This window comes from Streptomyces yamdrokensis (genome assembly GCF_053890455.1).
The window spans coordinates 6,393,898-6,414,408 of record NZ_CM132679.1; the positions used below are offsets into that span (position 1 = coordinate 6,393,898).

Below are 20,511 nucleotides of genomic sequence, written 5' to 3' on the forward strand. Positions count from 1 at the left end.
GAGAGGCGGCGCCTGGGGCGCATGCGTACCCTGGCCGACGCCGCCGGAGTTCGTCGGCAACCGGGCGTCGGTGCGCCGCGTCCTGGCCGGTCTGCTGGACGTGGCGCCGGAGCGGGTCCGCCTGGGCCGCAGGCCGTGCCCGGGCTGCGGGGACGGGGAGCACGGCCCGCCGACGGTGCTGGATCCGAAGGTCGCGTGCTGGATCAGCATCTCCCGCACCTCGGGCTGCGGCATGCTCGCCGTGGCCGCGGTGCCCGTCGGGTGGACGTCGAACGGGTGCGGGACATCCGCGTCAGGGATCTCGCGCCTACCGTCCTCACCCCCTCCGAGGCGCGGTGGCTGGACGGCCTCCTCACCGGGGACGCATCACGACGGGCGTTTCTGCGCTGCTGGACCCGCAAGGAGGCCGCGCTCAGGGCGGTCGGTGTCGGCGTCACGGTTCCCCTGGGTCTGGTGGAAACATATCCAGCCATCGCCGGCACGGTCACGGTCGCCGCCGGGGTGCCCGGCACGCCCGACGCGTGGTCTGTCACCGACCTGCCAGTACCGGCGGCCTGGACGGCCTCCGTGGCCCTCCCCGCCGGGACGGCCGGGCCCGTCCGGCTGCGTCCTTACACCGGAAACTGAGCCCGTCCCGGCGAAGTGGCCTTCGGTATGCGGGAGGGAAAGGAGTCCGTCGGTTGAGTTCATCCTTCGAATTTCCCCGGCGCAATTCCTGTTGAAAGTTGAATTATTTCGAGGGATTCTCCGCCTGAACTCGCGAGTAGCATTTCTGTCCTTCCTGAGGTCCGGGTCAGGGGCTTCCCCGACCCCCCTGGAGGTTGCGCTTCGCTCCCCCGGAGCATCGCGGTGCTCTCATCGCCCGACGCGGGCGAGAGGCGCCGGCCGAGTCCTCTCCCGCCTCGGGTCGAGGCGTGGCGAAGGGCGACGACCGGATTTCACGGCGCTAGCAGAATTCGGTTGGGGCTGCAGCGGAACGTGCACAAGAGGCACCAAATCTTCACATGGTTCATGGTGGCCGGCCGAACGGACCGGCGCGGACCGGAGGGTCCATGCAGTGAGGCTTTTCCATCATCGGTCTGAGCTGGCCAGATGCACGGTGGGGACGGCCTGGGCGAGGCAGGTGATCCGGGTGGTCGAGCACCGGAGTTCGCGTAGGAGCCGCCAGGACTTGAGGGTGGCCATGGCCTGCTCGACGAGTGCGCGGATCTTCGCGTGGGACCGGTTCACCGCCTGCTGACCGGTGGAAAGGGTCTCCCACCGCCCCCGGCAGGGGATGCGGACCGTGCCGCCGGCACCTCGACAGCCCTTGTCGGCCCAGCACTGGATGCCGGCCTCGGCAAGGACGTCGACGATGCCGTGTCCACGGGCCGCGCGGACGTCGTGGACGGCGCCGGGCAGGGCCGGTGAGGCCCACAACAGCCGGCCGAAGGGATCGGCGAGGACCTGCACGTTCGTCCCGTGCCTCTTGTGTTCACCGGAGTGAAAGGGCCGGTCCGCGGCGATGCGGTCGATCGGCAGGAGCGTGCCGTCCAGGAGCAGATACGCCTTCGCCAACGCGGTGCGGACGGCGTCGGCCAGGCTGGGTGCGAGGGCGGCCAGGAGGTCGACGGCCTCGGTGACGTAGTGGTATGCGGTCGTGGTTCCGACGCCGAACCCGGCCGCGAGCTGGGCGTTGGGGGCGCCCCCGGCCGGAGACTGGGGGAGTATGCCCCACCCGCAGGTGGGCGAGTGCGAGGAGGGCCTGGCGGCCGGCGCTCAGCCGCCGCCAACGGGAGCCGATCGCGTGGCGGTGCCGCCGCAACTCCTGAGCGAGGAGGCGAAGGGCAGAGCTGGACACGTCGATGCGATGGGGTCTCCCCCGCTCATGGGGGTCCCCCCGCTCATGGGGGTCCCCCCGCTCGAGCGAAGCCGAGAGTGGGGGAGAAGCCGAGAGCTTGGGGAAGGGTGGACAGGCACGTGAAGCCTCTGGTGGGGATGGTTCTCTTGGTTGAAAACCCATCTACCAGGGGCTTCATCACGTTGTCAGTCCAAATGCCAGCCTACGGCGGCAGGTTGGAAAGGGCTCATTGTGCGTCGCTTCGCCTCGGGGCGGTCCTGTGCGTGACGAGCGGAAGTCGTGCGCAGGCCAGGTCGTGGGCGGTGGGCTCCCTCGCTGGGGCTCCTGTACGGGCTCCGTGGGGCCCTCATGGGGTGCCCGCCGTCAACTGGCGACTCGTCAGGTAAATCAGCAATGGGTCAGCGCAAGCCCTGCTGGAGGCTCAAAGTGTCGGCAGAACTCTTGCAGGTAGTTGAATCATTCAAGCGATGGCGGGTTGATGTCGAGTTGTGATTTCACATTCGCAAATCTATTGGACCTCTCTTCGTGTTGCTCGCTTGTGCGGAAGGCTCTACCGGGCCCGCCGGCCGAAGAGGATGCCGCGCGGCTCCGGCGATGGGCGAGTGCCGGGCTTGAGCGGCCAAGCGAGGAGCATGCCGACCGCGAATCCGACCACATGGGCCACGTAGGCGACGGTGCCTGCGTCGGAAATCCCCTGGCCGGCGGAGTAGAACGCCTGGAGGACGAACCACAGGCCCAGGACGATCCAGGCGGGCAGGCGCAGGGGCAGGAAGATCAGGAAGGGGACGAGGACCCAGACGCGGGCCTTCGGGTAGAGGACCAGGTAGGCGCCCAGCACCCCCGCGATCGCTCCCGAGGCGCCGATCAGGGGAGCGGCGGAGCCGGTGTTCGTGAGTGCGAATCCGTATGCGGCCGCGTATCCGCAGAGCAGGTAGAACAGCAGGTACCGCACGTGCCCCATACGGTCCTCGACGTTGTTGCCGAAGATCCACAGGAAGAGCAGGTTGCCCAGCAGGTGCAGCCAGCCGCCGTGCAGGAACATCGCCGTGAGCACACTCAGCTCGGGTGACTTGTCGTACTCCGGCGGCTCCACCACGCACCCCGGCCCCTGTGGACCCACCCCCGTGTCGCCCGTGGGCACCAGGCGCGGCATCCGGTGGTGGATCAGCTCCTGCGGCACGGCCGCGTACCGGTCCAGGAACGCCTGGAGGCCGCACAGTTCCGCGAGACTGCTCCCGCCGCCCGTCAGGGAGCCGACGACACCGGGCGTGAGGAACACGAAGACGACGAAGTTCGCGGCGATCAGCGCGTAGGTGACCCACGGGGTGCGCCGTGCCGGATTCACGTCATGAACGGGGATGACCACGTCCCACGTGTGCCCGCGCGGCCGCGGGCGAACCCGCCGCCCGCTGAACACCGTCGTCCTGCCCTGCGTATCCCTTTCCAACCGCCCGCGGCGCGGGGAAGGGGCCGCGGGGCCGACGTGAGGAACAGACCATGAACGACCGAGTGACCGCTGCGATGCAGGCGCTGCCCGACGGAGAGGCGGAACTCACGCTCGTGGTGCGCCTCTCCTGGGAGGACGTCGCCCGGCTCGGCCAGGAGGCGGGACGGCTCGCCTCCCAGATGCAGCGGCCGGTGACGCTGGACGAGGCGGTGGGCCACCGTCTGCGCTCGGCGCGGGCCACCGCCGCGCACGCGAAGCCGGCGGGGGAGCAGCCACCGGCTGCCGTGGGCGCGGGGGCCACCGGCGCGGCCGGTTTCGCCGCTGCCGGCGGCACCAGCGCCTCCGTGTCGTCCCTGCCGCCCCGGCCCGCCGCGGACCATGCGCGGCCTCCGGCGGAGCAGGCGCGGCAGGCGATCGAACGGATCAACGGGACCGCGTAGACGGGACCGCGCGGGAGGACGGCTGTCAGGACGTACGCGGCGACGGCCGTCCAGCCGTGGCGCGGATCTTCGTGGTGGCCTTGCGGGCCGCCACCAGGACCGGGTCCCAGACGGGGGAGAACGGCGGGGCGTAGCCCAGGTCCAGCATGGTCATCTGCTCCACCGTCATCCCGGCGGTGAGGGCGACCGCCGCGGTGTCGACGCGCTTGCCCGCGCCCTCCCGGCCGACGATCTGGACACCGAGCAGGCGGCCCGTGCGCACCTCGGCGAGCATCTTCACCGTCATGGGGGAGGCGTTCGGGTAGTAGCCCGCACGGCTGGTCGACTCGATGGTGACCGTCTCGAACCGCAGCCCCGCCCGGTGGGCGTCCTTCTCCCGCAGACCGGTGCGCGCGATCTCCAGGTCGCAGACCTTGCTGACCGCGGTACCGACCACGCCCGGGAAGGTGGCGTAGTCGCCGCCCACGTTCGAGCCGATGACCTGGCCGTGCTTGTTGGCGTGCGTGCCGAGCGCGATGTGCCGCTCCTGACCGGAGACCAGGTCGAGGACCTCCACGCAGTCGCCGCCGGCCCAGACGTTCCCGTACCCGCGCACCCGCATCGACCGGTCGGTGAGCAGCCCGCCGTGCCTGCCCAGGGGCAGCCCCGCCGCCCGCGCCAGGCCCGTCTCCGGGCGCACTCCGATGCCGAGCACCACCACGTCCGCCGGGTACTCGGCGTCCGCGGTGGCCACGGCCCGCACCCTGCCGTCGTCCCCGGTGAGCAGCCCGGTGACCTCGGCGTCGTTCACCATGGTGATGCCCAGGCCCTCCATCGCCTCGTGCACCAGGCGGCCCATGTCGGGGTCGAGGGTCGCCATGGGCTCCCGGCCGCGGTTGACGACGGTCACCTCGTAGCCGCGGTTGATCATCGCCTCGGCCATCTCCACGCCGATGTACCCCGCGCCGACGACCACCGCGCGGCGGCCGGCCGTGCGCCCCAGTGTGTCGATCAGGGCCTGGCCGTCGTCCAGGGTCTGCACCCCGTGCACACCGGGGGCGTCCATGCCGGGCAGCTCCGGGCGGATCGGCCGCGCGCCGGTCGCGATCACGAGCTTGTCGTACGACGTCCAGGACTCGGTGCCGGAATCGAGGTCCCGCGCGCGCACCCGGTTTCGGCCGGGGTCGATCTCCGTGACCTCGGTGCGCATCCGCAGATCGATGTGCCGTGCGCGGTGCTCCTCGGGCGTGCGGGCGATCAGCTCGTCGCGTCCGGCGACGTCGCCGGCCACCCAGTAGGGGATGCCGCAGGCCGAGAAGGACGTGAAGTGCCCGCGCTCGAACGCCACGATCTCCAGCTCGTCGGGCCCCTTCAGCCGGCGCGCCTGCGACGCCGCGGACATCCCCGCGGCGTCGCCGCCGATCACCACCAGGCGTTCCGGACTCGTACCCGTACCCGTACCCGTGCTCGTACCCGTACCCATACCCGTGCTCGTGCTCGTGCTCGTGGTCATGCGACCACGCTACGGGGGCAGGTCACTTCGTATCCGGCTCAGGGGCCTCCTCCGGAGCCTCCTGCGGGGTCCGGGCCGTCGTGCCCGCGGACGAGGGCCGGGGCGCGGGAACGGGCGGGGAGGCGGCCGCCGGCCGTGTGCGGCGGGACGGCCCGGGACGTACGGCCTTCAGCCACAGCAGCGCGAGCAGGGCCGCCACCGCCGCGAACGGCAGGGCCGCGCCGATCGCCACCGCGAGCCAACGCAGCATGGTCACGAACGCGTCCCAGCCGCCGGCGAGCGCGTCCAGGAACCCGGGGTCGCCGGCCTTCGCGCTCTGCTCCACCCGCGTCTCGGACAGGGTCAGGGTGATGGTGGCCAGACCCGTGCGGTCCTTCAGGGACGCCTGCCGGGCGAGCAGGGACTCCAGGTCGGCCTGGCGGGTGCTGAGTTCGCCCTCCAGGGTGACCACGTCACTGAGCCGGGCGGCCCGGTCCATCAGTTCGCGGATCCGGGCCACGCTGGCGCGCTGCGTCCTGATCCGGCTCTCGACGTCGACGACCTGGTCGGTGACGTCCTGTGCCTTCGCGCTGCGTTCGACGAGCCTGCCGGCGCCCTCGAGGTCCGCGAGGACCTCGTCGTACTCGTCGGCGGGCACGCGCAGCACCACACGCGTGAGTTCGTGGCCCTCCGCGTCCAGACGGGTGTTCTCGTCGCCGACGTAACCGCCCGCGGTCTCGGTGGTGGCGCGCGCGTCGGCCAGCGCCGTCGGCGCGTCCTTCACCCGCACGGTCAGCGAGGCGGTGCGGATGATGTGGCTCGTGGCGGTGTTCCTGTCCGCGGGCGGCGCCGTCGCCCGCGAGCCGTCCGCCGAGCTGCCTGCGGCCCCGTCCCGCGCCGCCCCTCCCTTCGCCCCCTCCTCGGTGCCCCCCTGGGCGTCGGCCGGCGCGACGGCGGCCTTGTCGTCAAAGGCGCCGGAGTCGGAGCTCGAGCCGGCGCTGCTGCATCCGGCCAGGGCGAGGCCGGCGGCCAGCAGCAGGCCCGTCATGGCGTCTACCGGCCGTGCGGATCGTCGTGTGCGCATGCGGGTCCCCCCGGGGGTTCGCGGTCGATGACGTTCCTACGACGCCGCAGGGCGGCGCAACGACGGCGCGAAACGGTCCCGAAGCGGTCACGGTAGGGACTCGGGAGGGCCGGACGGCCCTGGTGGGACCTCCGGTGGCGTCTGAGAGGGTGGAGCCATGAGCGGATCACACACGGGTGCGGAGCAGCGGGTCGTCGTCGTGGGAGCCGGCATCGCCGGACTGGCCGCCGCGCACCGGCTGCTCGGGCGCGGGGCACGGGTGACCGTGCTGGAGGCCTCGGAACGGGTCGGCGGCAAGCTGCTGCCCGGCGAGATCGCGGGCGCGCGCGTGGACCTCGGTGCCGAGTCGATGCTGGCCCGCCGCCCGGAGGCGGTGGCCCTCGCCCGGGAGGTGGGCCTCACCGACCGGCTCCGGCCGCCGGCCACCGCGACCGCGTCGCTGTGGACCCGTGGCGCCCTGCGGCCCATGCCCAAGGGACACGTCATGGGCGTCCCCTCCTCCGCCGCCGCCCTGGCCGGGGTGCTCTCCGACGAGGGCCTCGTCCGGATCGGCCAGGACGCCGAGCTGCCCCGCACCGAGGTCGGCGACGACGTCGCCGTGGGCGAGTACGTGGCGGCACGCCTCGGCCGCGAGGTCGTCGACCGGCTGGTCGAGCCCCTGCTGGGAGGCGTCTACGCGGGCGACGCGTACCGGATCTCGATGCGCTCCGCCGTCCCCCGGCTGTTTTGGGCCGCGCGGACGCACGCCTCCCTGACCGAGGGCGTCCGCGAGATCCAGGCCGAGGCCGCCGCCACTGCCGCACAGCAGAGCGGACCGGTGTTCATGGGCATCGAGGGCGGCGTGGGCACCCTCCCGCTCGCCGTCGCCGAGTCGGTACGGGCCCGCGGCGGGGAGATCCGTACCGGCACCCCGGTCACCGAACTGCGCCGGGAGCCGGCCGGCGGCTGGCGGGTCGTCACCGGCGAACGGGAGCTGCGCGCCGACGCCGTCGTCGTCGCCGTGCCCGCCCCGGCCGCCGCACGGCTGCTGCGCGCCGAGGCGCCCGCCGCCGCCGCCGAGCTGGCCGGCGTCGAGTACGCCTCCATGGCGCTCGTCACGCTCGCCTACCGCCGCGCGGAGACCGGTCTTCCCGCGGGCAGCGGATTCCTGGTGCCGCCGGTCGACGGCCGCACCATCAAGGCGTCCACCTTCGCCTCGCGCAAATGGGGCTGGATCGACGAGGAGAACCCGGACCTCATGGTCCTGCGCACCTCCGTCGGACGGCACGGCGAGACGGAGGTCCTCGGCCGCGACGACGCCGGCCTCGTGGAGGTCTCCCGGCACGATCTGAAAGCCGCCACCGGCCTGGACGCCACCCCGGTCGCCACCCGCGTCACCCGCTGGCAGGACGGCCTGCCCCAGTACCCCGTCGGTCACCACGCGCGCGTGGCCCGCGTCCGCGAGCACCTCGCCGCCCTCCCCGGGCTGGCCGTGTGCGGCGCGGCCTACGACGGTGTCGGCATCCCCGCGTGCATCGCGAGCGCGTACGACGCCGCCGACGCCGCCGCAGACCGGATCCACGGTGGGGCCCCGCACGACGTGCGGGACGTCACCGCCACCCGGTGGGAGACCCTCCACGGAGGAGCAGGAGAATAAGGGACATGAGCGACGACGCCACCACCCCCGCACCCGACCGGATCCCGAACAAGGGCAAGCTGGCCAAGGACCTGAACGAGGTCATCCGCTACACCCTCTGGTCCGTCTTCAAGCTGAAGGACGTGCTGCCCGAGGACCGCGCCGGGTACGCCGACGAGGTCCAGGAGCTGTTCGACCGGCTCGCAGCCAAGGACGTGACGGTCCGCGGCACGTACGACGTGTCCGGTCTGCGCGCCGACGCCGACCTGATGATCTGGTGGCACGCCGAGAGCAGCGACCAGCTCCAGGAGGCGTACAACCTCTTCCGCCGCACCAGGCTGGGCCGTGCGCTCGAGCCGGTGTGGTCGAACATGGCGCTGCACCGGCCGGCCGAGTTCAACCGCTCGCACATCCCGGCCTTCCTCGCCGACGAGGAGCCCCGCGCGTACGTGAGCGTGTACCCCTTCGTGCGCTCCTACGACTGGTACCTGCTGCCCGACGAGGACCGCCGCCGCATGCTCGCCGACCACGGCAAGATGGCCCGCGGCTTCCCCGACGTGCGCGCCAACACGGTCCCCTCGTTCTCCCTCGGCGACTACGAGTGGCTCCTCGCCTTCGAGGCCGACGAGCTGTACCGCATCGTCGACCTCATGCGGCACCTGCGCGGCTCCGAGGCCCGGATGCACGTCCGTGAGGAGGTCCCGTTCTACACGGGCCGCCGCAAGGACATCGCGGAACTCGTCGCGGGCCTCGCCTGATCAGGCCGCAGGCCGGGGCTCCGCACGCCGTTCCGGCTCCGCCCGTGGCGCCGGTTCTGGGCGCGGTGCGCAGGACGCGCGCCGCCCCGGAACCCGGCCGGTGAGCAGATACTCCTCCAGATGGCCGTTCACGCAGGAGTTGGGCCCGCCCGCGATGCCGTGCGTACCGGCGTCCCGCTCGGTCACCAGCGCCGAACCCGCGAGCCGCCGGTGCAGCTCCAGGGCCCCGTCGTACGGGGTGGCCGCGTCCCGCTCGGCGGCCAGGATCAGCGTCGGAGGCAGCGCGCCCGCGCCGGCGCGCACGTCCAGCGGCCGCTGCCGGGGCGCGGGCCAGAACGCGCAGGGCAGATTCGCCCACACGTTGTCCCAGGTCGCGAACGGCGCCCGGCGGGCGAGCCGGGTGTTGTCCCGGTCCCACACCGCCCAGTCCGTCGGCCAGGGCGCGTCGTTGCACTCCACGGCGACATACACCGAGCGCGCGTTCTCCGTCTCCACGGCCGCCTCCGGATACGCCCGCGCCTGTTCGACCAGCGGCCCGGGATCGCCCTTCAGATAGGCCGACAGGGCGTGCGCGCGGTGCGGCCAGTGGTCGTCGTGGTACCCGGCCCGCAGGAACGCCTCCTGCAACTGGCCCGGCCCCACCGCCCCGCCCGCCGGATCCTTCGCGAGCCGCTCCCTCGCCGTCTCGTAGCCGCGCCGCACCTTGCGCGGTGTGTCGCCCAGCCCGTACACGTCGTCGTGCCGGGCGGCCCACGCCAGGAAGTCCGCCCAGCGGTCCTCGAACGCCGCCGACTGGCCGAGGTTGTTGCGGTACCAGATCCGCGCCGGGTCCGGGTTCACCGCCGAGTCGAACACCATCCGCCTCACGTGCGTCGGGAACATCGTGGCGTACAGCGCCCCGAAGTACGTCCCGTACGACGCCCCCATGAAGGTCAGCCGCGGTTCCCCGAGCGCGGCGCGCAGCACGTCCAGGTCACGGGCGTTGTTCAGGGAGTGGTAGTGCCGCAGCGAGTCGCCGGCCCGCTCCGCGCAGCCGCGCGCGTACGCCTTCGCCCGCGCGACGCGCTCTTGCTTGTACGCCCGGGAGGGGTGCGCCGGCGCCTGCGTGGGGCCCTGGTCGAACGTCCTCGGGTCCTGGCAGGACAGTGGCGCGGAACGGCCCACCCCGCGCGGGGCATAGCCCACGAGGTCGTACGCCGCCGCGATGCGCTTCCACTCGGGGAGCAGTCCGATGAGCGGGAAGTACGTCCCGTCGGAGCCCGGCCCGCCCGGGTTGTGGACCAGCGCGCCCTGCCGGGGCACGGCGCGCCCGCCGTCCTTCCGCGTGGCGCGGACGCGGCTGACGGCGAGTTCGATCCGCTTGCCGTTCGGGCGGGCGTAGTCGAGCGGGACGGTGACCGTGCCGCACTTGATGGTGCCCGGCAGGTCCTGCGCGTCGGGACACGGGCCGAACGCGATGCCCTCGGCCGCGGCGCGCGCCGCGGCCACCGCGGTGCCGCGCAGCTCTGCCGCGCCCGGGACGGCGGTGGAGCCGCCGGCCGGCGCGACGGCCAGGGCGGTGAGCAGCAAGGACCCGGCGGCCGCGTGGACGACGGCAGTTCTCATCGCGTTCCCTTCGGTGCACGCCGATTGCACGGCGATCGACACCAGGGATGCTTCGCCCGGCGGGCGGGGCGGGGCAAGCACCGTCGGCGGGTGTCGCCGTCAGTGCTCCCGTGCGCCCCCGGGCCCGGGGTCGTCCCCCGTGCGGCGACGGCCGAAGGCGTCGCCCGGACGGTGCCCCGGATCGTGCTCCAGGTGGTGCTCGCGGTGCACGCGGCGCCGGCGACGGTCCAGGAGACGAGCAGGAGGAGCACCCGGCGCATGATTTGTTCGTAAACGGCACGGTCCTGGAAGTGTCATGTCCTGTTCGACATCCGGACGGAGTGCTGTCCGCACGTGATGTTCCGTTCGACCGGCCGGGTGCCGGAAACGGCCCCCGCTCCGGCTCGCGTGCCCCGGCCTCAACGCCGCAGCAGCGCCCGCCGCGTGGCGCGCGCCAGCCGCACCGCGGGCCGGCGCGACCGCGGCCGGGGCCCCGACCGCTCCAGCCACCACTCCCGCAACTCCCGCACGGGCAGCTGCCCGTGCTGCCGCCCCCGCTGCCCGGAGTCGAGCAGCAACTGCTCGACGAAGTCCAGCGCGTCCTGCCGGTAGCCCCCGGTCATCGGCCGCTTCCGGGCGTGGGCGAGGAAGGCCGCCCGGTACCGCTCGCCGAGCATCACCGGCAGCTCGGGCGCGACCTTGGCGACGACGTCCGCCCGCTTCGCGGCGAGCGCCCGCGCCTGCACGGCCATCCGCACCCGGTCGAACCCCTCGGGCGCGGGCGTCCCGGCGACCAGCGAGGACAGCACCGCCGCCTGGGCGAGCGCGACCCGCTGCCGCGCGGCTTCGCCGGAGCCGGCTTCCCCTGCGGGGCCGGAGCCGGGGCCGGAGCCGGGGCCGGAGCCGGGGCCGGGACCGGGGCTCTTCGCCCGTGCTGTGCTCCGCGCGGTCACCCCCTTCCCCACCGCCTCCCGAACGGCGGTCAGTTCACGCTCCAGCTCACCCGGTTCGGGGAAGTTCTCGTCCCGTTCCAGGAGCACACCGGGAGGGGAGACCCGGGAGGCGAGGTCGGTGAGGATGTCCAGTACCGGCCGGGGCACGGGGTGGGCGTGGCTGTCGTGCCAGACGCCGTCCCGCTCGACGCCGCCCGCGACATGGACGTACGCGATGGCCTCCAGGGGCAGTTCGGCGAGCGCCTTCGCCGGGTCCTCGCCGCGGTTGACGTGGTTGGTGTGCAGATTGGCCACGTCGATGAGCAGCCGTACGCCGGTGCGGTCGGCCAGGTCGTACAGGAACTGGCCCTCGGACATCTCCTCACCCGGCCAGGAGAACAGCGCCGCGATGTTCTCCACGGCGAGCGGTACGGGCAGGGCGTCCTGGGCGATCCGGACGTTCTCGCACAGCACGTCGAGCGCGTCCCGGGTGCGCGGCACCGGCAGCAGGTGACCGGCCTCGAGCCGGGGGGAGACGCTGAGCGGGCCGCCCGCCCGCACGAACGCGATGTGCTCGGTGACCAGCGGCGACCGGAGCGCCGTGGCCCGCTCGGCCAGCGCCTCCAGCCGCCCCGCGTCCGGCCGCTCGGCCCCGCCGAGCCCGAGCGCGACCCCGTGCGGCACGACGGTCACCCCGCGCTCGCGCAGCCGCAGCAGCGACTCGGGGAGATGCCCGGGACACACGTTCTCGGCCACCACCTCGACCCAGTCGATCCCCGGCATCCGCTCGACGTCCCCGGCGATCTCCGGCCGCCACCCGATCCCCGTACCCAGTCGCTCCATGTGTTCTCCCCCTCCTCCACCGGCGACCTCGTCGGCCCCCGCCGGACGTCCGTCCGGACGTGACGGGGGTATGGCCCCGAAGCCGGCACCCGAACCGCGTCGCGGCCACCTTCAGAGCAACATTTGAGCTTCGGGAAGGAGCCGCCGGGCGGGCGTTGGGAGGCGCGCGCGGCGGGCCCACCGTTTCGGCCCGCCCCGGAAGCAGGCGTACTGGCGGTGGTCGTGCACGGGGAGGCCGGGCGCGAAGTGGGCCACGGCGGCCCTCAGCCGGTCCCGGTCGAGGCGCCACCCGGTCACCGCCCGGGAGGCCGTCGCGACATCGGCCAAAACCGGCACGAGATGCTCCAGGACGGCACGGGCCCCCGGGCCGTCACCGGACAGGGCCGGGGCGCCCTCTCGCCGGGTGACCCCGACACAGGGCACGGAGGAGCGGCCCGCGGTCTGTCGCCAGAGCACCACACCGGTGATGTCGCCCCACGGCACATGGGCGGTGGTGGCCCTGTACCGGGCGGGGCTCCCGCCGAGCAGTACACCTGTCTCGTCCACCCGGAACGCGACCTTGCCGCTGAGCGCCACGTACGTTATGAACAGCCCGCCCACGCCGAAGAGCGGCAGCCCCGGAACGCGCACGTACAGCGGGATGCCGGAGAACAGCAGAAGCGCGGTGAAGACGGCGCAGACGGCCACGACTCCCGTGGCCCTGAGGTCCCAGCCGTAGCGCGCCCGGTATACGGGTGAGGCGGTATCGGCCATGGCCGAATCATGACAGTGCCCGTCTCGCGGGGAGAAGGGGGCCGCGTCGATGCCGCCGGCGTCGCGGCCGCCACTGACACCGGACGGAGGCCTCAGCGCAGGGACGGGTGGTCCGCCACCACCGTGCTGGAGCCCGGGGCGACTTCCGTGAAGCCCGCGTCGCGGACCAGGGGGAGGCCGCTGGTGGTCAGGGTGTTCCAGTGGGACGGGCCGGCGGGGCGGACGGAGAGGGGGAAGCCGGCGTCGCGCCAGGCGGTGCGGTCCTCGTCGGTCAGCTCCCACCACGCCAGTTGGGCCGCGTGGCCCGCCTGGGCCATGGCCTTGCCGGCCGACATGCCGAGGTCGGGGTTCAGCCAGAGGACCGGGGCCGTGGGGTCTGCCGGAGGCGGGGGCTCCGGGTCGTCCAGGTCGGTGCCGGAGACCTGGAGGCGGGCCAGGTCCTTGGGCCAGCCGTCCAGCGGCACGGGCGGGAAGACCCGGACCTCCGCGGACTTGCCGGTGACCGTGATGCCGGGCAGGGCCTTCGCGCGACGCCACTCCGCGCCGCGGGCCCTGCGGACCACCTTGCGGATGCGGGCGTCCTGCCAGTCACGCATCGCCCGCGCCCACTCGCCCTCGCCCGCCGACCGCTCGTCCGCCAGCATCGTCAGCACCGCGCGGGCCGCCGTCTCCAGCGCGTCCGTGCGGGCCGGGGGCGCCGACCGCTCGATGCGCGCCACCAGGGGCAGCACGAACTGGGGGACCTCGTCGCGGGAGCCCGGGTCGGAGCGGAAAGGGCTCGCGGCAGCCGGGTTCCGGCCACGGGACCCGTCGTGGGTCTGGTCACTGTTCACACGGCCAGTCTGCCAAGCCGCGCCGCGCTCCCGTCACCCGGAGCAGGCCGTGCGCCGGGCCTCCTGCCTCCCCCAAGTTCTCGACTTCGCTCGAACAGGGGGGACCCCCATGCACACCGGGCACATGGTGCTGCCCTTGTACGACTCCGGGTGCTCCGTCGGTTCCCGGCACAGCACGCACTCCGCGTACGGAGGCCCGTCGGCCTTGGAGGGCCGGGTCGCGTCGATCAGGCAGTAGTCGTTGTCGGTCATACCTCCGGCCCGGGACGGTCAGGTGCGTCCGTTCGCCGTCGCGATCAGGTCGGAGACCTTGACGAAGCGGTAGCCCTGGCGGCGCAGCTCCGGGACGACCGTCCGTACCGCCCGCTCGGTCGCCGGGGCCGCGCTGCGGGTGCAGTGCAGGACGACCACGGAGCCCGGGCGCACTCCGTCCAGGACCTGCCGGGCCACCGCGTCGGCATCCGTGGCGAAGGCGTCGCCGCCGACCACGTCCCACTGCACGGCGGTGACACCGGCCGGGGTGAGCGCCTTCAGCGCCTCGCGGTCGTAGCAGCCGCCGGGGAAGCGGAAGTACGGCATCGGGTCCTCCACCCCCGCCTCGCGGAACGCCGCGTACGCCCGCTCCACGTCCGCCCGCATCCGGTCCCGGTCGACGGTCGGCAGGCCGTAGCAGTCGTCCGTGAACGCGTAGTGGCTGTACGAGTGGTTGGCGACCTCGAAGAGCGGGTCCGTCCCGATGGAACGGGCCTGGTCCGGGTACTCCTCGGCCCAGCGCCCCGTCATGAACACGGTGGACGGCACCTTCAGTGCGCGCAGGGTGGCGATCAGCCGCGGATGGTCGAAGCGCTCGCCCGCCGCCGCGCGCGGGCCCTGGTCGGCGGTCATGTCGGCGTCGAAGGTGAGGGCGACGGTCTTCCCGGCGGTCCGGGGGGCGTTCTCGAAGACCGGGGTCAGGCCCGCCGGCCCCGGGGCCAGGGTGGGCGGGTGCGTGAGGGGTGTCGCGGCGCCGGCGGAGGGGGCACCGCGCGGCAGCCGCGCGGGATGGGGGGCGGCGCCGCAGGCGGCGAGGGCGGCGAGCGCGGTGGTGAGGGCACAGAAGGCTGCTACTCGGTGTACCGATGTGATCACCGTATGACCGTATGGGCCGTGTCGGGTGATCCCCCTTCGTTCGTCGGCAGGCGCGATGGGGTGCCACTCGGGTGGCCGAGTCCGGGGTGTGTTTTCTGCTCCCGCTTGCGGTGTGGGACGTGCCGGACTAACGTACAACCAAATGGTTGTAGATGGCTTGACCGACGACAGCGTGGACCGGCTGTTCCACGCCCTGGCCGACGCGACGCGTCGCGACATGCTCCGTCGTTGTGTGCGGGGTGAGCTGTCCGTGTCACGGCTGGCCGAGGCGTACCCGATGAGCTTCGCCGCGGTGCAGAAACACGTCACGGTGCTGGAGCGGGCCGGTCTGGTCACCAAGCGGCGCCGCGGCCGGGAGCAGCTGGTGCGGACCGACCCCGACGCGGTGGGCAGGGCGCGGCGGGCCCTCGACGAGCTGGAGACGGCCTGGCGGGCGCGCGTGGACCGGATGTCCGGTCTACTGGCGGACGAAGCCGGGACCGGGGCCGGGACCGTGGCCGAGGCCGCAGGCGGCGCCGGAACCGCGGCGAGGCCGGGCGACGGCAGGGAAACGACGGAAGGACAGGACCGATGACCGTCACGAGCGTGGACAAGGATGTCGACCGGCTGACCCTCACCGTGATCGCGGACTTCACCGCACCGGTCGAGAGGGTGTGGCAGCTGTGGGCCGACCCGCGGCAGCTGGAGCGCTGGTGGGGGCCGCCGACCTATCCGGCGACGGTGGAGGAGCACGACCTCACCCCTGGCGGGGAGGTCACGTACTTCATGACCGGCCCGGAGGGCGAGAAGTTCGGCGGCTGGTGGCGGATCGCGACGGTGGCGCCGCCCACGTCCCTGGAGTTCACCGACGGCTTCTCCGGCCAGGACGGCAAGCCGAACGCCGAGATGCCGACCACGGCGGTACGGATGACGCTCAGCGAGCGCGAGGGCGGGACCAGGATGGAACTGCGCTCGGTCTTCGACACCCGCGAGCAGATGGAGCAGCTGGCCGAGATGGGCATGGTCGACGGGCTGCGCGAGTCGATCGGGCAGATGGACGGCCTGCTGGCGGCTGCCTGAGCCGCGTACGGGCCGTGGGGGCCGGCCGGGGCGAACCGCCCCGGCCGGCCCCGCGCCGTCACCGCCGCCAGGGGCCCGTGACCGCGAACGTCGTCCCGGGGTCGTAGCAGTTGACGTACATCGTCCGGCCGTCCGGGGAGAAGGCGACCCCGGCGAACTCACCCCAGTCCGGGTCCTGCGGAGTGCCCCTGTTCTGGCGGTTGCGGGCCAGTGCGTACACCTCGCCGCGCCGGGTCACGCCGTAGACGTGCTGCGCGCCGTCGCCGTCCTCGCAGACCATCAGGCCGCCGCCGGGGGCGAGGCAGATGTTGTCCGGTGACTCGCCGGGGAGCTGTACGTCGGTGTCCGGCCCGAAGACGATCACCAGCGTCAGGCGGCGCCGGTCCGGGTCGTAGCGCCAGATCTGCCCGTAGTGGTCGCCGGCCGATCCTTCCGCGCTGCGGGCGAAGGACGACACGAAGTACACCGACCGCCCGCCCCAGTAACAGCCCTCCAGCTTCTGCGCGTGCGTGACGCCGGTGCCGAAGTCCTGGAAACGGATGGGCGTTTCGGTGGCCAGTGGATCCGGTACGTCCACCCACTCGACGCCGTCGAACCGGGCGCCCGTCTCCTGGACCGAGGACAGGTCAGGCACGCCCGGCACCCGCATGGCCTGGAGCAGGCCGCCCGCGCGCAGCGAGCCGGTGCCGCCCAGCGGCTTGTCGGGCAGGAACCGGTAGAAGAGGCCGAAAGGCCGCTCGAAGGCGTCCTCCGTCTCGTAGACGACGCCACGCTTCGGGTCGACCGCGATCGCCTCGTGCTGGAAGCGGCCCATCGCGGTCAGCGGCACGGCGCCCGTGCGGCGCGGGTCGGCGCCGTCGACCTCGAAGATGTAGCCGTGGTCCTTGGCGTAGCCGTTGGTGCCCGCCTTGTCCTCGGTCTCCTCGCAGGTCAGCCAGGTGTCCCAGGGCGTCGGCCCGCCCGCGCAGTTGACGGCCGTACCGGCGATCGCGACCCGCTCCGAGAGCACCCGGCCGCGGGGGTCCAGGGTCAGCGACGTACAGCCGCCCTTGCCCTGAGGGTCGTAGGTCAGGCCCTCGGTCACCGGGACCGGGATTCTGGCGTCGGCGCGGTTCTCGTGGTTGCGGACCAGGTGGATCCGGCCGTGCCCGCCCGCGAAGGCGGCCATGCCGTCGTGGTGGGAGGGGACCGGACCCTCGCCGGAGCGCAGGGGGTCGCCCTCGCGGGACAGCACCCGGTAGCGGAAACCTTTCGGCAGGTCGAGCAGTCCGTCGAGGTCGGGGACGAGAGGGCCGTAGTCGTGATGACCGAGGTGCTGCGCGGCGGCGGCAGCGGGGGTGAAGAGCTCGGAGAGGGAGCCGGAGAACGCGATGCCGATGCCCAGAGCGCCGGAACGGGCGAGCAGCCGACGTCGTGTCGAGGGCGGGGACCCGGTGCCGGACCCTGTTTCGGGCGTGCCTGTTTCTGGCATGGGGGAACCTTCCTGCTGGCGGACAGGAACTGTGGTCCCGCTGTGTCTACCACCTGCCGTGAGTCACGGGAACCACGCGCGGAGCACGTGTCACGCGCCGGTCCGGGGGCGCTCGCGTGTCGTGTGTCCGGAGCCGACGGCGGGGTCGGGGCCGGGGTGAGCGCCGGGGCCGGGGTCGGCCTTGAGGCCTGTGTCCGGGGCCAGGCGCCCGAAGTCCGGGGCCGGGTCCCTGCCCGCGTCCTCGTCCCTGTCCCTCTCCTCCTCCCTCGCTCCTCCTCCGTCGCCGTTCCCCGGCCGGCCGGCCGACGGGCCGGGCTCCTCGAGGGCGTGTTCCCGCCGCACCGGATTCTGGGCCGCCCGTTCCAGGAAGCGCAGCAGCTCCACCGGGAAGGGCAGTACCAGTGTGGAGTTCTTCTCGGCCGCGACCGCCACGATGGTCTGGAGCAGTCGCAGTTGCAGCGCGGAGGGCGTGTCCGCCATCTGCTGGGCCGCTTCGGCGAGCTTCCTGGACGCCTGGAGCTCGGCGTCGGCGTTGATGACCCGGGCCCGCCGCTCGCGGTCGGCCTCCGCCTGACGGGCCATGGACCGCTTCATGGTGTCGGGCAGCGAGACGTCCTTGATCTCGACCCGGTCGATCTGCACACCCCAGCCGACCGCCGGGCTGTCGATCATCAGCTCCAGGCCCTGGTTCAGTTTCTCGCGGTTGGACAGCAGGTCGTCGAGGTCGCTCTTGCCGATGATCGAACGCAGCGACGTCTGCGCCATCTGGGACACCGCGAACCGGTAGTCCTCCACGTTCACCAGCGCCGCGGAGGCGTTCACGACCTTGAAGTAGACGACCGCGTCGACCCGCACGGTCACGTTGTCCCGGGTGATGCCCTCCTGTGCGGGCACCGGCATCGTGACGATCTGCAGATTCACCTTGTGCAGCCGGTCCACGAAGGGCACGATCACCGTGAACCCGGGCCGGCGCGCCTCGCCCTGCAGCCGGCCGAGACGGAAGACCACGCCCCGCTCGTACTGCTTGACGACCCGCGCCGCCGCGGCGAGATAGGCGACGCCCGCGGCACCGGTGGCGGCGGCCGCGGTGAGCAGCTCCTCGACCATGACGACCTCCCGTCAGAGGCCCGCTTCAGGCGATTGCGGTCACTTCTGCCACGATATGCCCGTTACCCCGGCCGAGACCATGGGTGAGGCCACGCATCCGGTGGGCGGGGCGGCGGCTACGAGGGTCCCGTGAGCCGGCCGGCGTCCCGGGCCAGGGCGGTGAGGCGGGAGATGGCCCGGAAGTACTTCTTGCGGTAGCCGCCCTTCAGCATCTCCTCGCTGAACAGCTCGTCGAACGGCAGTCCCGAGGCGAGTACGGGCACCTCGCGGTCGTAGAGCCGGTCGGCGAGGACGACCAGACGCAGCGCCGTCGACTGGTCCGGCACCGGCCCCACGCCGGTGAGGCACACGGCGGCGAGTGAGTCGGTCAGGGCGCCGTACCGGCTGGGGTGCACCTTCGCGAGGTGGTCCAGCAGGTCCGCGAAGCCGTCCAGCGAGGCGCCCTCGGTGGCGTACGCGGTCTTGGTCACCAGCTCGTCGGTGTACGGCGGCGGCGCCTTCGGCAGGCCGCGGTGGCGGTAGTCCTCGCCGTCGATGCGCAGGGCGCGGAAGTGCGCCGACAGGCCCTGGATCTCGCGCAGGAAGTCGGCCGAGGCGAACCGGCCCTCACCGAGCCTGCCCGGCAGTGTGTTGGAGGTGGCGGCGAGCGCGACGCCCGCCTCGACCAGCCTGCCGAGCAGGGTGGAGACGAGCACGGTGTCGCCGGGGTCGTCCAGCTCGAACTCGTCGATGCACAGGAGCCGGTGGCCGGAGAGCGTCTTCACCGTCTGCTGGAAGCCGAGGGCGCCGACCAGGTTGGTCAGCTCCACGAAGGTGCCGAACGCCTTCAGCGCGGGCTCGGCCGGGGTGGCGTGCCAGAGGGAGGCCAGCAGGTGGGTCTTGCCGACGCCGTACCCGCCGTCGAGGTAGACGCCGCGGGGGCCGGCCGGGACGGGCTTCGCCGCCTTCCCGAAGCCGAACAGACCGCGCCTGCCGAAACCGCCGCCGGGGGCCTTGCCGAGACCCGCCGCGAAGCCCTCGAGGACACGTACGGCCTCGGTCTGGCTGGGCTGGTCCGGGTCCGGTACGTACGTGTCGAAGCGGACCGCGTCGAACCGCGGCGGCGGCACCATCTCGGCGACGAGCCGGTCCGCGGGGACGTGCGGCTCACGGGCGCACAGGGACAGCGGGGCCGCTTCGACTGTGACACCGGGCCGGGATGCGGGGGAGGAGGACACGCTTACTCATACTACGGGGCGTGGAACACTGCGGTTCATGCGACGCCTGTTCCCCGTGATCGACGAAACAGCAGTTCCCGCGGCGAGCGCCGGTACGGCCGGCGACGGCGCGGGAGCCGCGCAGGACGGCGGCGGCCGGGAGTGGAGCCCGGCCGAACTGGCCGCCGAGTACGCCTACCCGGAGCCGGAGCCCGGCGGGGTCCGGCGGCCGTGGCTGCGGGCCAACATGGTGTCGACACTCGACGGTGCCGCCCAGCACGAGGGCCGCTCGCAACCCATCTCCAGCCCGGCCGACATGCGTGTCTTCGGCACGCTGCGGGCCCTGGCGGACGTCGTGCTCGTCGGCGCGGAAACGGTTCGGCAGGAGGGTTACCGCCCGGCCCGCGCGCGTGCCGGGTTCGCGGCGGCGCGGGAAGCCGCCGGGCAGGGGCCGGCGGCGGCGATCGCGGTCGTGTCCGCGAGCCTGGACCTGGACTTCTCCCTGCCGCTGTTCACCTCCCCGCTGGTGCCCACCCTGATCCTCACCGGCGCCGCCGCGCCCTCGGTCCGGGTCGCCGCCGCCGAGGCGGCCGGGGCCCGGGTCGTGACCGCGGGGGAGGGCGCCGGTGCGGACCCGGCACGGGCGGTCCGGGAACTCGCGGAGCTGGGGCACACCCGGCTGCTGACCGAGGGCGGCCCGCGGTTGCTGGGGCAGCTGGTGGCGGCCGGTGTGCTGGACGAACTCTGCCTGACCGTGGCCCCGATGCTCACCGCGGGTGACGCTCAGCGCATCACCGGTGGACCCACTGTGACACTTCCGCGCCGTTTCACGCTGAAGGCGATGTTGGAGGAGGACGGTTTCCTGTTCACGCGGTACGCCCGGCCCTGAGCGGACCGGGCGGGTCCGAGCCCTCCGGCGGTGTTCGGGGGCGCCCAGGAGCACTCGAAGG

Annotated in this window: 19 protein-coding genes and 1 pseudogene; 7 read left to right on the forward strand and 13 right to left on the reverse strand. The window is 73.2% G+C overall.

The window, feature by feature from the left end; translation table 11 throughout:
• Positions 1-195 precede the first annotated feature (195 nt).
• On the forward strand, positions 196-627 hold the full coding sequence (locus ACWZEH_RS28240; RefSeq protein ID WP_456193891.1) for a 4'-phosphopantetheinyl transferase family protein: 432 nt from the start codon (positions 196-198) through the stop codon (positions 625-627).
• A gap of 444 nt (positions 628-1,071) precedes the next feature.
• Here ACWZEH_RS28240 and ACWZEH_RS28245 read toward each other — a convergent pair.
• Positions 1,072-1,846: pseudogene (locus ACWZEH_RS28245) on the reverse strand (transposase family protein).
• A 544-nt stretch (positions 1,847-2,390) separates the two neighbouring features.
• On the reverse strand, positions 2,391-3,206 hold the full coding sequence (locus ACWZEH_RS28250) for a rhomboid family intramembrane serine protease (RefSeq protein WP_456193892.1): 816 nt from the start codon (positions 3,204-3,206) through the stop codon (positions 2,391-2,393).
• A gap of 131 nt (positions 3,207-3,337) precedes the next feature.
• On the opposite strand from ACWZEH_RS28250, the gene ACWZEH_RS28255 reads away from it, so the two are divergent.
• Positions 3,338-3,727: a hypothetical protein gene (locus ACWZEH_RS28255; protein WP_456193893.1), complete on the forward strand. Its 390-nt coding sequence runs from the start codon at positions 3,338-3,340 to the stop codon at positions 3,725-3,727.
• A 25-nt stretch (positions 3,728-3,752) separates the two neighbouring features.
• Here ACWZEH_RS28255 and ACWZEH_RS28260 read toward each other — a convergent pair whose 3' ends face one another.
• Both ACWZEH_RS28260 and ACWZEH_RS28265 read right to left on the reverse strand, forming a co-directional pair.
• Positions 3,753-5,189: an FAD-dependent oxidoreductase gene (locus ACWZEH_RS28260; protein WP_456199877.1), complete on the reverse strand. Its 1,437-nt coding sequence runs from the start codon at positions 5,187-5,189 to the stop codon at positions 3,753-3,755.
• 52 nt (positions 5,190-5,241) lie between these two features.
• Positions 5,242-6,282, reverse strand: a complete 1,041-nt coding sequence (locus ACWZEH_RS28265; protein ID WP_456193894.1) for a DUF4349 domain-containing protein — start codon at positions 6,280-6,282, stop codon at positions 5,242-5,244.
• 157 nt (positions 6,283-6,439) lie between these two features.
• Here ACWZEH_RS28265 and hemG point away from each other — a divergent pair, with 157 nt between their 5' ends.
• Together hemG and hemQ are read left to right on the forward strand one after the other, a co-directional pair.
• The gene (hemG, locus tag ACWZEH_RS28270; RefSeq protein WP_456193895.1) at positions 6,440-7,918 is read left to right on the forward strand and encodes a protoporphyrinogen oxidase; all 1,479 of its coding nucleotides are present in this window, start codon (positions 6,440-6,442) and stop codon (positions 7,916-7,918) included.
• A 5-nt stretch (positions 7,919-7,923) separates the two neighbouring features.
• The gene (gene hemQ / locus ACWZEH_RS28275; protein WP_266074984.1) at positions 7,924-8,655 is read left to right on the forward strand and encodes a hydrogen peroxide-dependent heme synthase; all 732 of its coding nucleotides are present in this window, start codon (positions 7,924-7,926) and stop codon (positions 8,653-8,655) included.
• Here hemQ and ACWZEH_RS28280 read toward each other — a convergent pair whose 3' ends face one another.
• The 6 genes from ACWZEH_RS28280 to ACWZEH_RS28305 form a co-directional block, all read right to left on the reverse strand.
• Positions 8,656-10,260 (reverse strand): alpha/beta hydrolase, encoded by a 1,605-nt coding sequence (locus ACWZEH_RS28280; protein ID WP_456193896.1) that lies wholly within the window; start codon positions 10,258-10,260, stop codon positions 8,656-8,658. It lies immediately after the preceding gene.
• Between the two features lie 398 nt (positions 10,261-10,658).
• Positions 10,659-12,014 (reverse strand): MbnB/TglH/ChrH family RiPP precursor modification enzyme, encoded by a 1,356-nt coding sequence (locus ACWZEH_RS28285; protein ID WP_456193897.1) that lies wholly within the window; start codon positions 12,012-12,014, stop codon positions 10,659-10,661.
• A gap of 111 nt (positions 12,015-12,125) precedes the next feature.
• Positions 12,126-12,767 (reverse strand): hypothetical protein, encoded by a 642-nt coding sequence (locus ACWZEH_RS28290; protein WP_456193898.1) that lies wholly within the window; start codon positions 12,765-12,767, stop codon positions 12,126-12,128.
• A gap of 92 nt (positions 12,768-12,859) precedes the next feature.
• Positions 12,860-13,600 carry an aminoacyl-tRNA hydrolase gene (locus ACWZEH_RS28295; protein WP_456193899.1) on the reverse strand — a complete coding sequence of 247 codons (741 nt, stop codon included), beginning with the start codon at positions 13,598-13,600 and terminating at the stop codon, positions 12,860-12,862.
• 33 nt (positions 13,601-13,633) lie between these two features.
• The gene (locus ACWZEH_RS28300; protein WP_456193900.1) at positions 13,634-13,852 is read right to left on the reverse strand and encodes a hypothetical protein; all 219 of its coding nucleotides are present in this window, start codon (positions 13,850-13,852) and stop codon (positions 13,634-13,636) included.
• An 18-nt stretch (positions 13,853-13,870) separates the two neighbouring features.
• A complete protein-coding gene (locus ACWZEH_RS28305) occupies positions 13,871-14,728 on the reverse strand; it encodes a polysaccharide deacetylase family protein (RefSeq protein ID WP_456193901.1) in 858 nt (285 codons plus the stop codon).
• Positions 14,729-14,870: 142 nt separating this feature from the next.
• On the opposite strand from ACWZEH_RS28305, the gene ACWZEH_RS28310 reads away from it, so the two are divergent.
• Together ACWZEH_RS28310 and ACWZEH_RS28315 are read left to right on the forward strand one after the other, a co-directional pair.
• Positions 14,871-15,302 carry an ArsR/SmtB family transcription factor gene (locus ACWZEH_RS28310; RefSeq protein WP_456193902.1) on the forward strand — a complete coding sequence of 144 codons (432 nt, stop codon included), beginning with the start codon at positions 14,871-14,873 and terminating at the stop codon, positions 15,300-15,302.
• Positions 15,299-15,787, forward strand: a complete 489-nt coding sequence (locus tag ACWZEH_RS28315; RefSeq protein ID WP_456193903.1) for an SRPBCC family protein — start codon at positions 15,299-15,301, stop codon at positions 15,785-15,787. The genes ACWZEH_RS28310 and ACWZEH_RS28315 overlap by 4 nt, the downstream gene beginning before the upstream one ends.
• Before the next feature lie 58 nt (positions 15,788-15,845).
• Here ACWZEH_RS28315 and ACWZEH_RS28320 read toward each other — a convergent pair whose 3' ends face one another.
• The 3 genes from ACWZEH_RS28320 to zapE form a co-directional block, all read right to left on the reverse strand.
• Positions 15,846-17,258 (reverse strand): PhoX family protein, encoded by a 1,413-nt coding sequence (locus tag ACWZEH_RS28320; RefSeq protein ID WP_456193904.1) that lies wholly within the window; start codon positions 17,256-17,258, stop codon positions 15,846-15,848.
• Between the two features lie 90 nt (positions 17,259-17,348).
• Positions 17,349-18,365 carry a slipin family protein gene (locus tag ACWZEH_RS28325; RefSeq protein WP_456193905.1) on the reverse strand — a complete coding sequence of 339 codons (1,017 nt, stop codon included), beginning with the start codon at positions 18,363-18,365 and terminating at the stop codon, positions 17,349-17,351.
• A gap of 116 nt (positions 18,366-18,481) precedes the next feature.
• Entirely contained in the window at positions 18,482-19,582 is a 1,101-nt protein-coding gene (gene zapE / locus ACWZEH_RS28330; protein ID WP_456193906.1) for a cell division protein ZapE, read from the reverse strand.
• Positions 19,583-19,619: 37 nt separating this feature from the next.
• Between zapE and ACWZEH_RS28335 the strand changes: the two genes are divergently transcribed.
• Positions 19,620-20,450, forward strand: coding sequence for a pyrimidine reductase family protein (locus ACWZEH_RS28335; RefSeq protein ID WP_456193907.1), 831 nt, complete (start codon positions 19,620-19,622; stop codon positions 20,448-20,450).
• Positions 20,451-20,511: the final 61 nt, after the last annotated feature.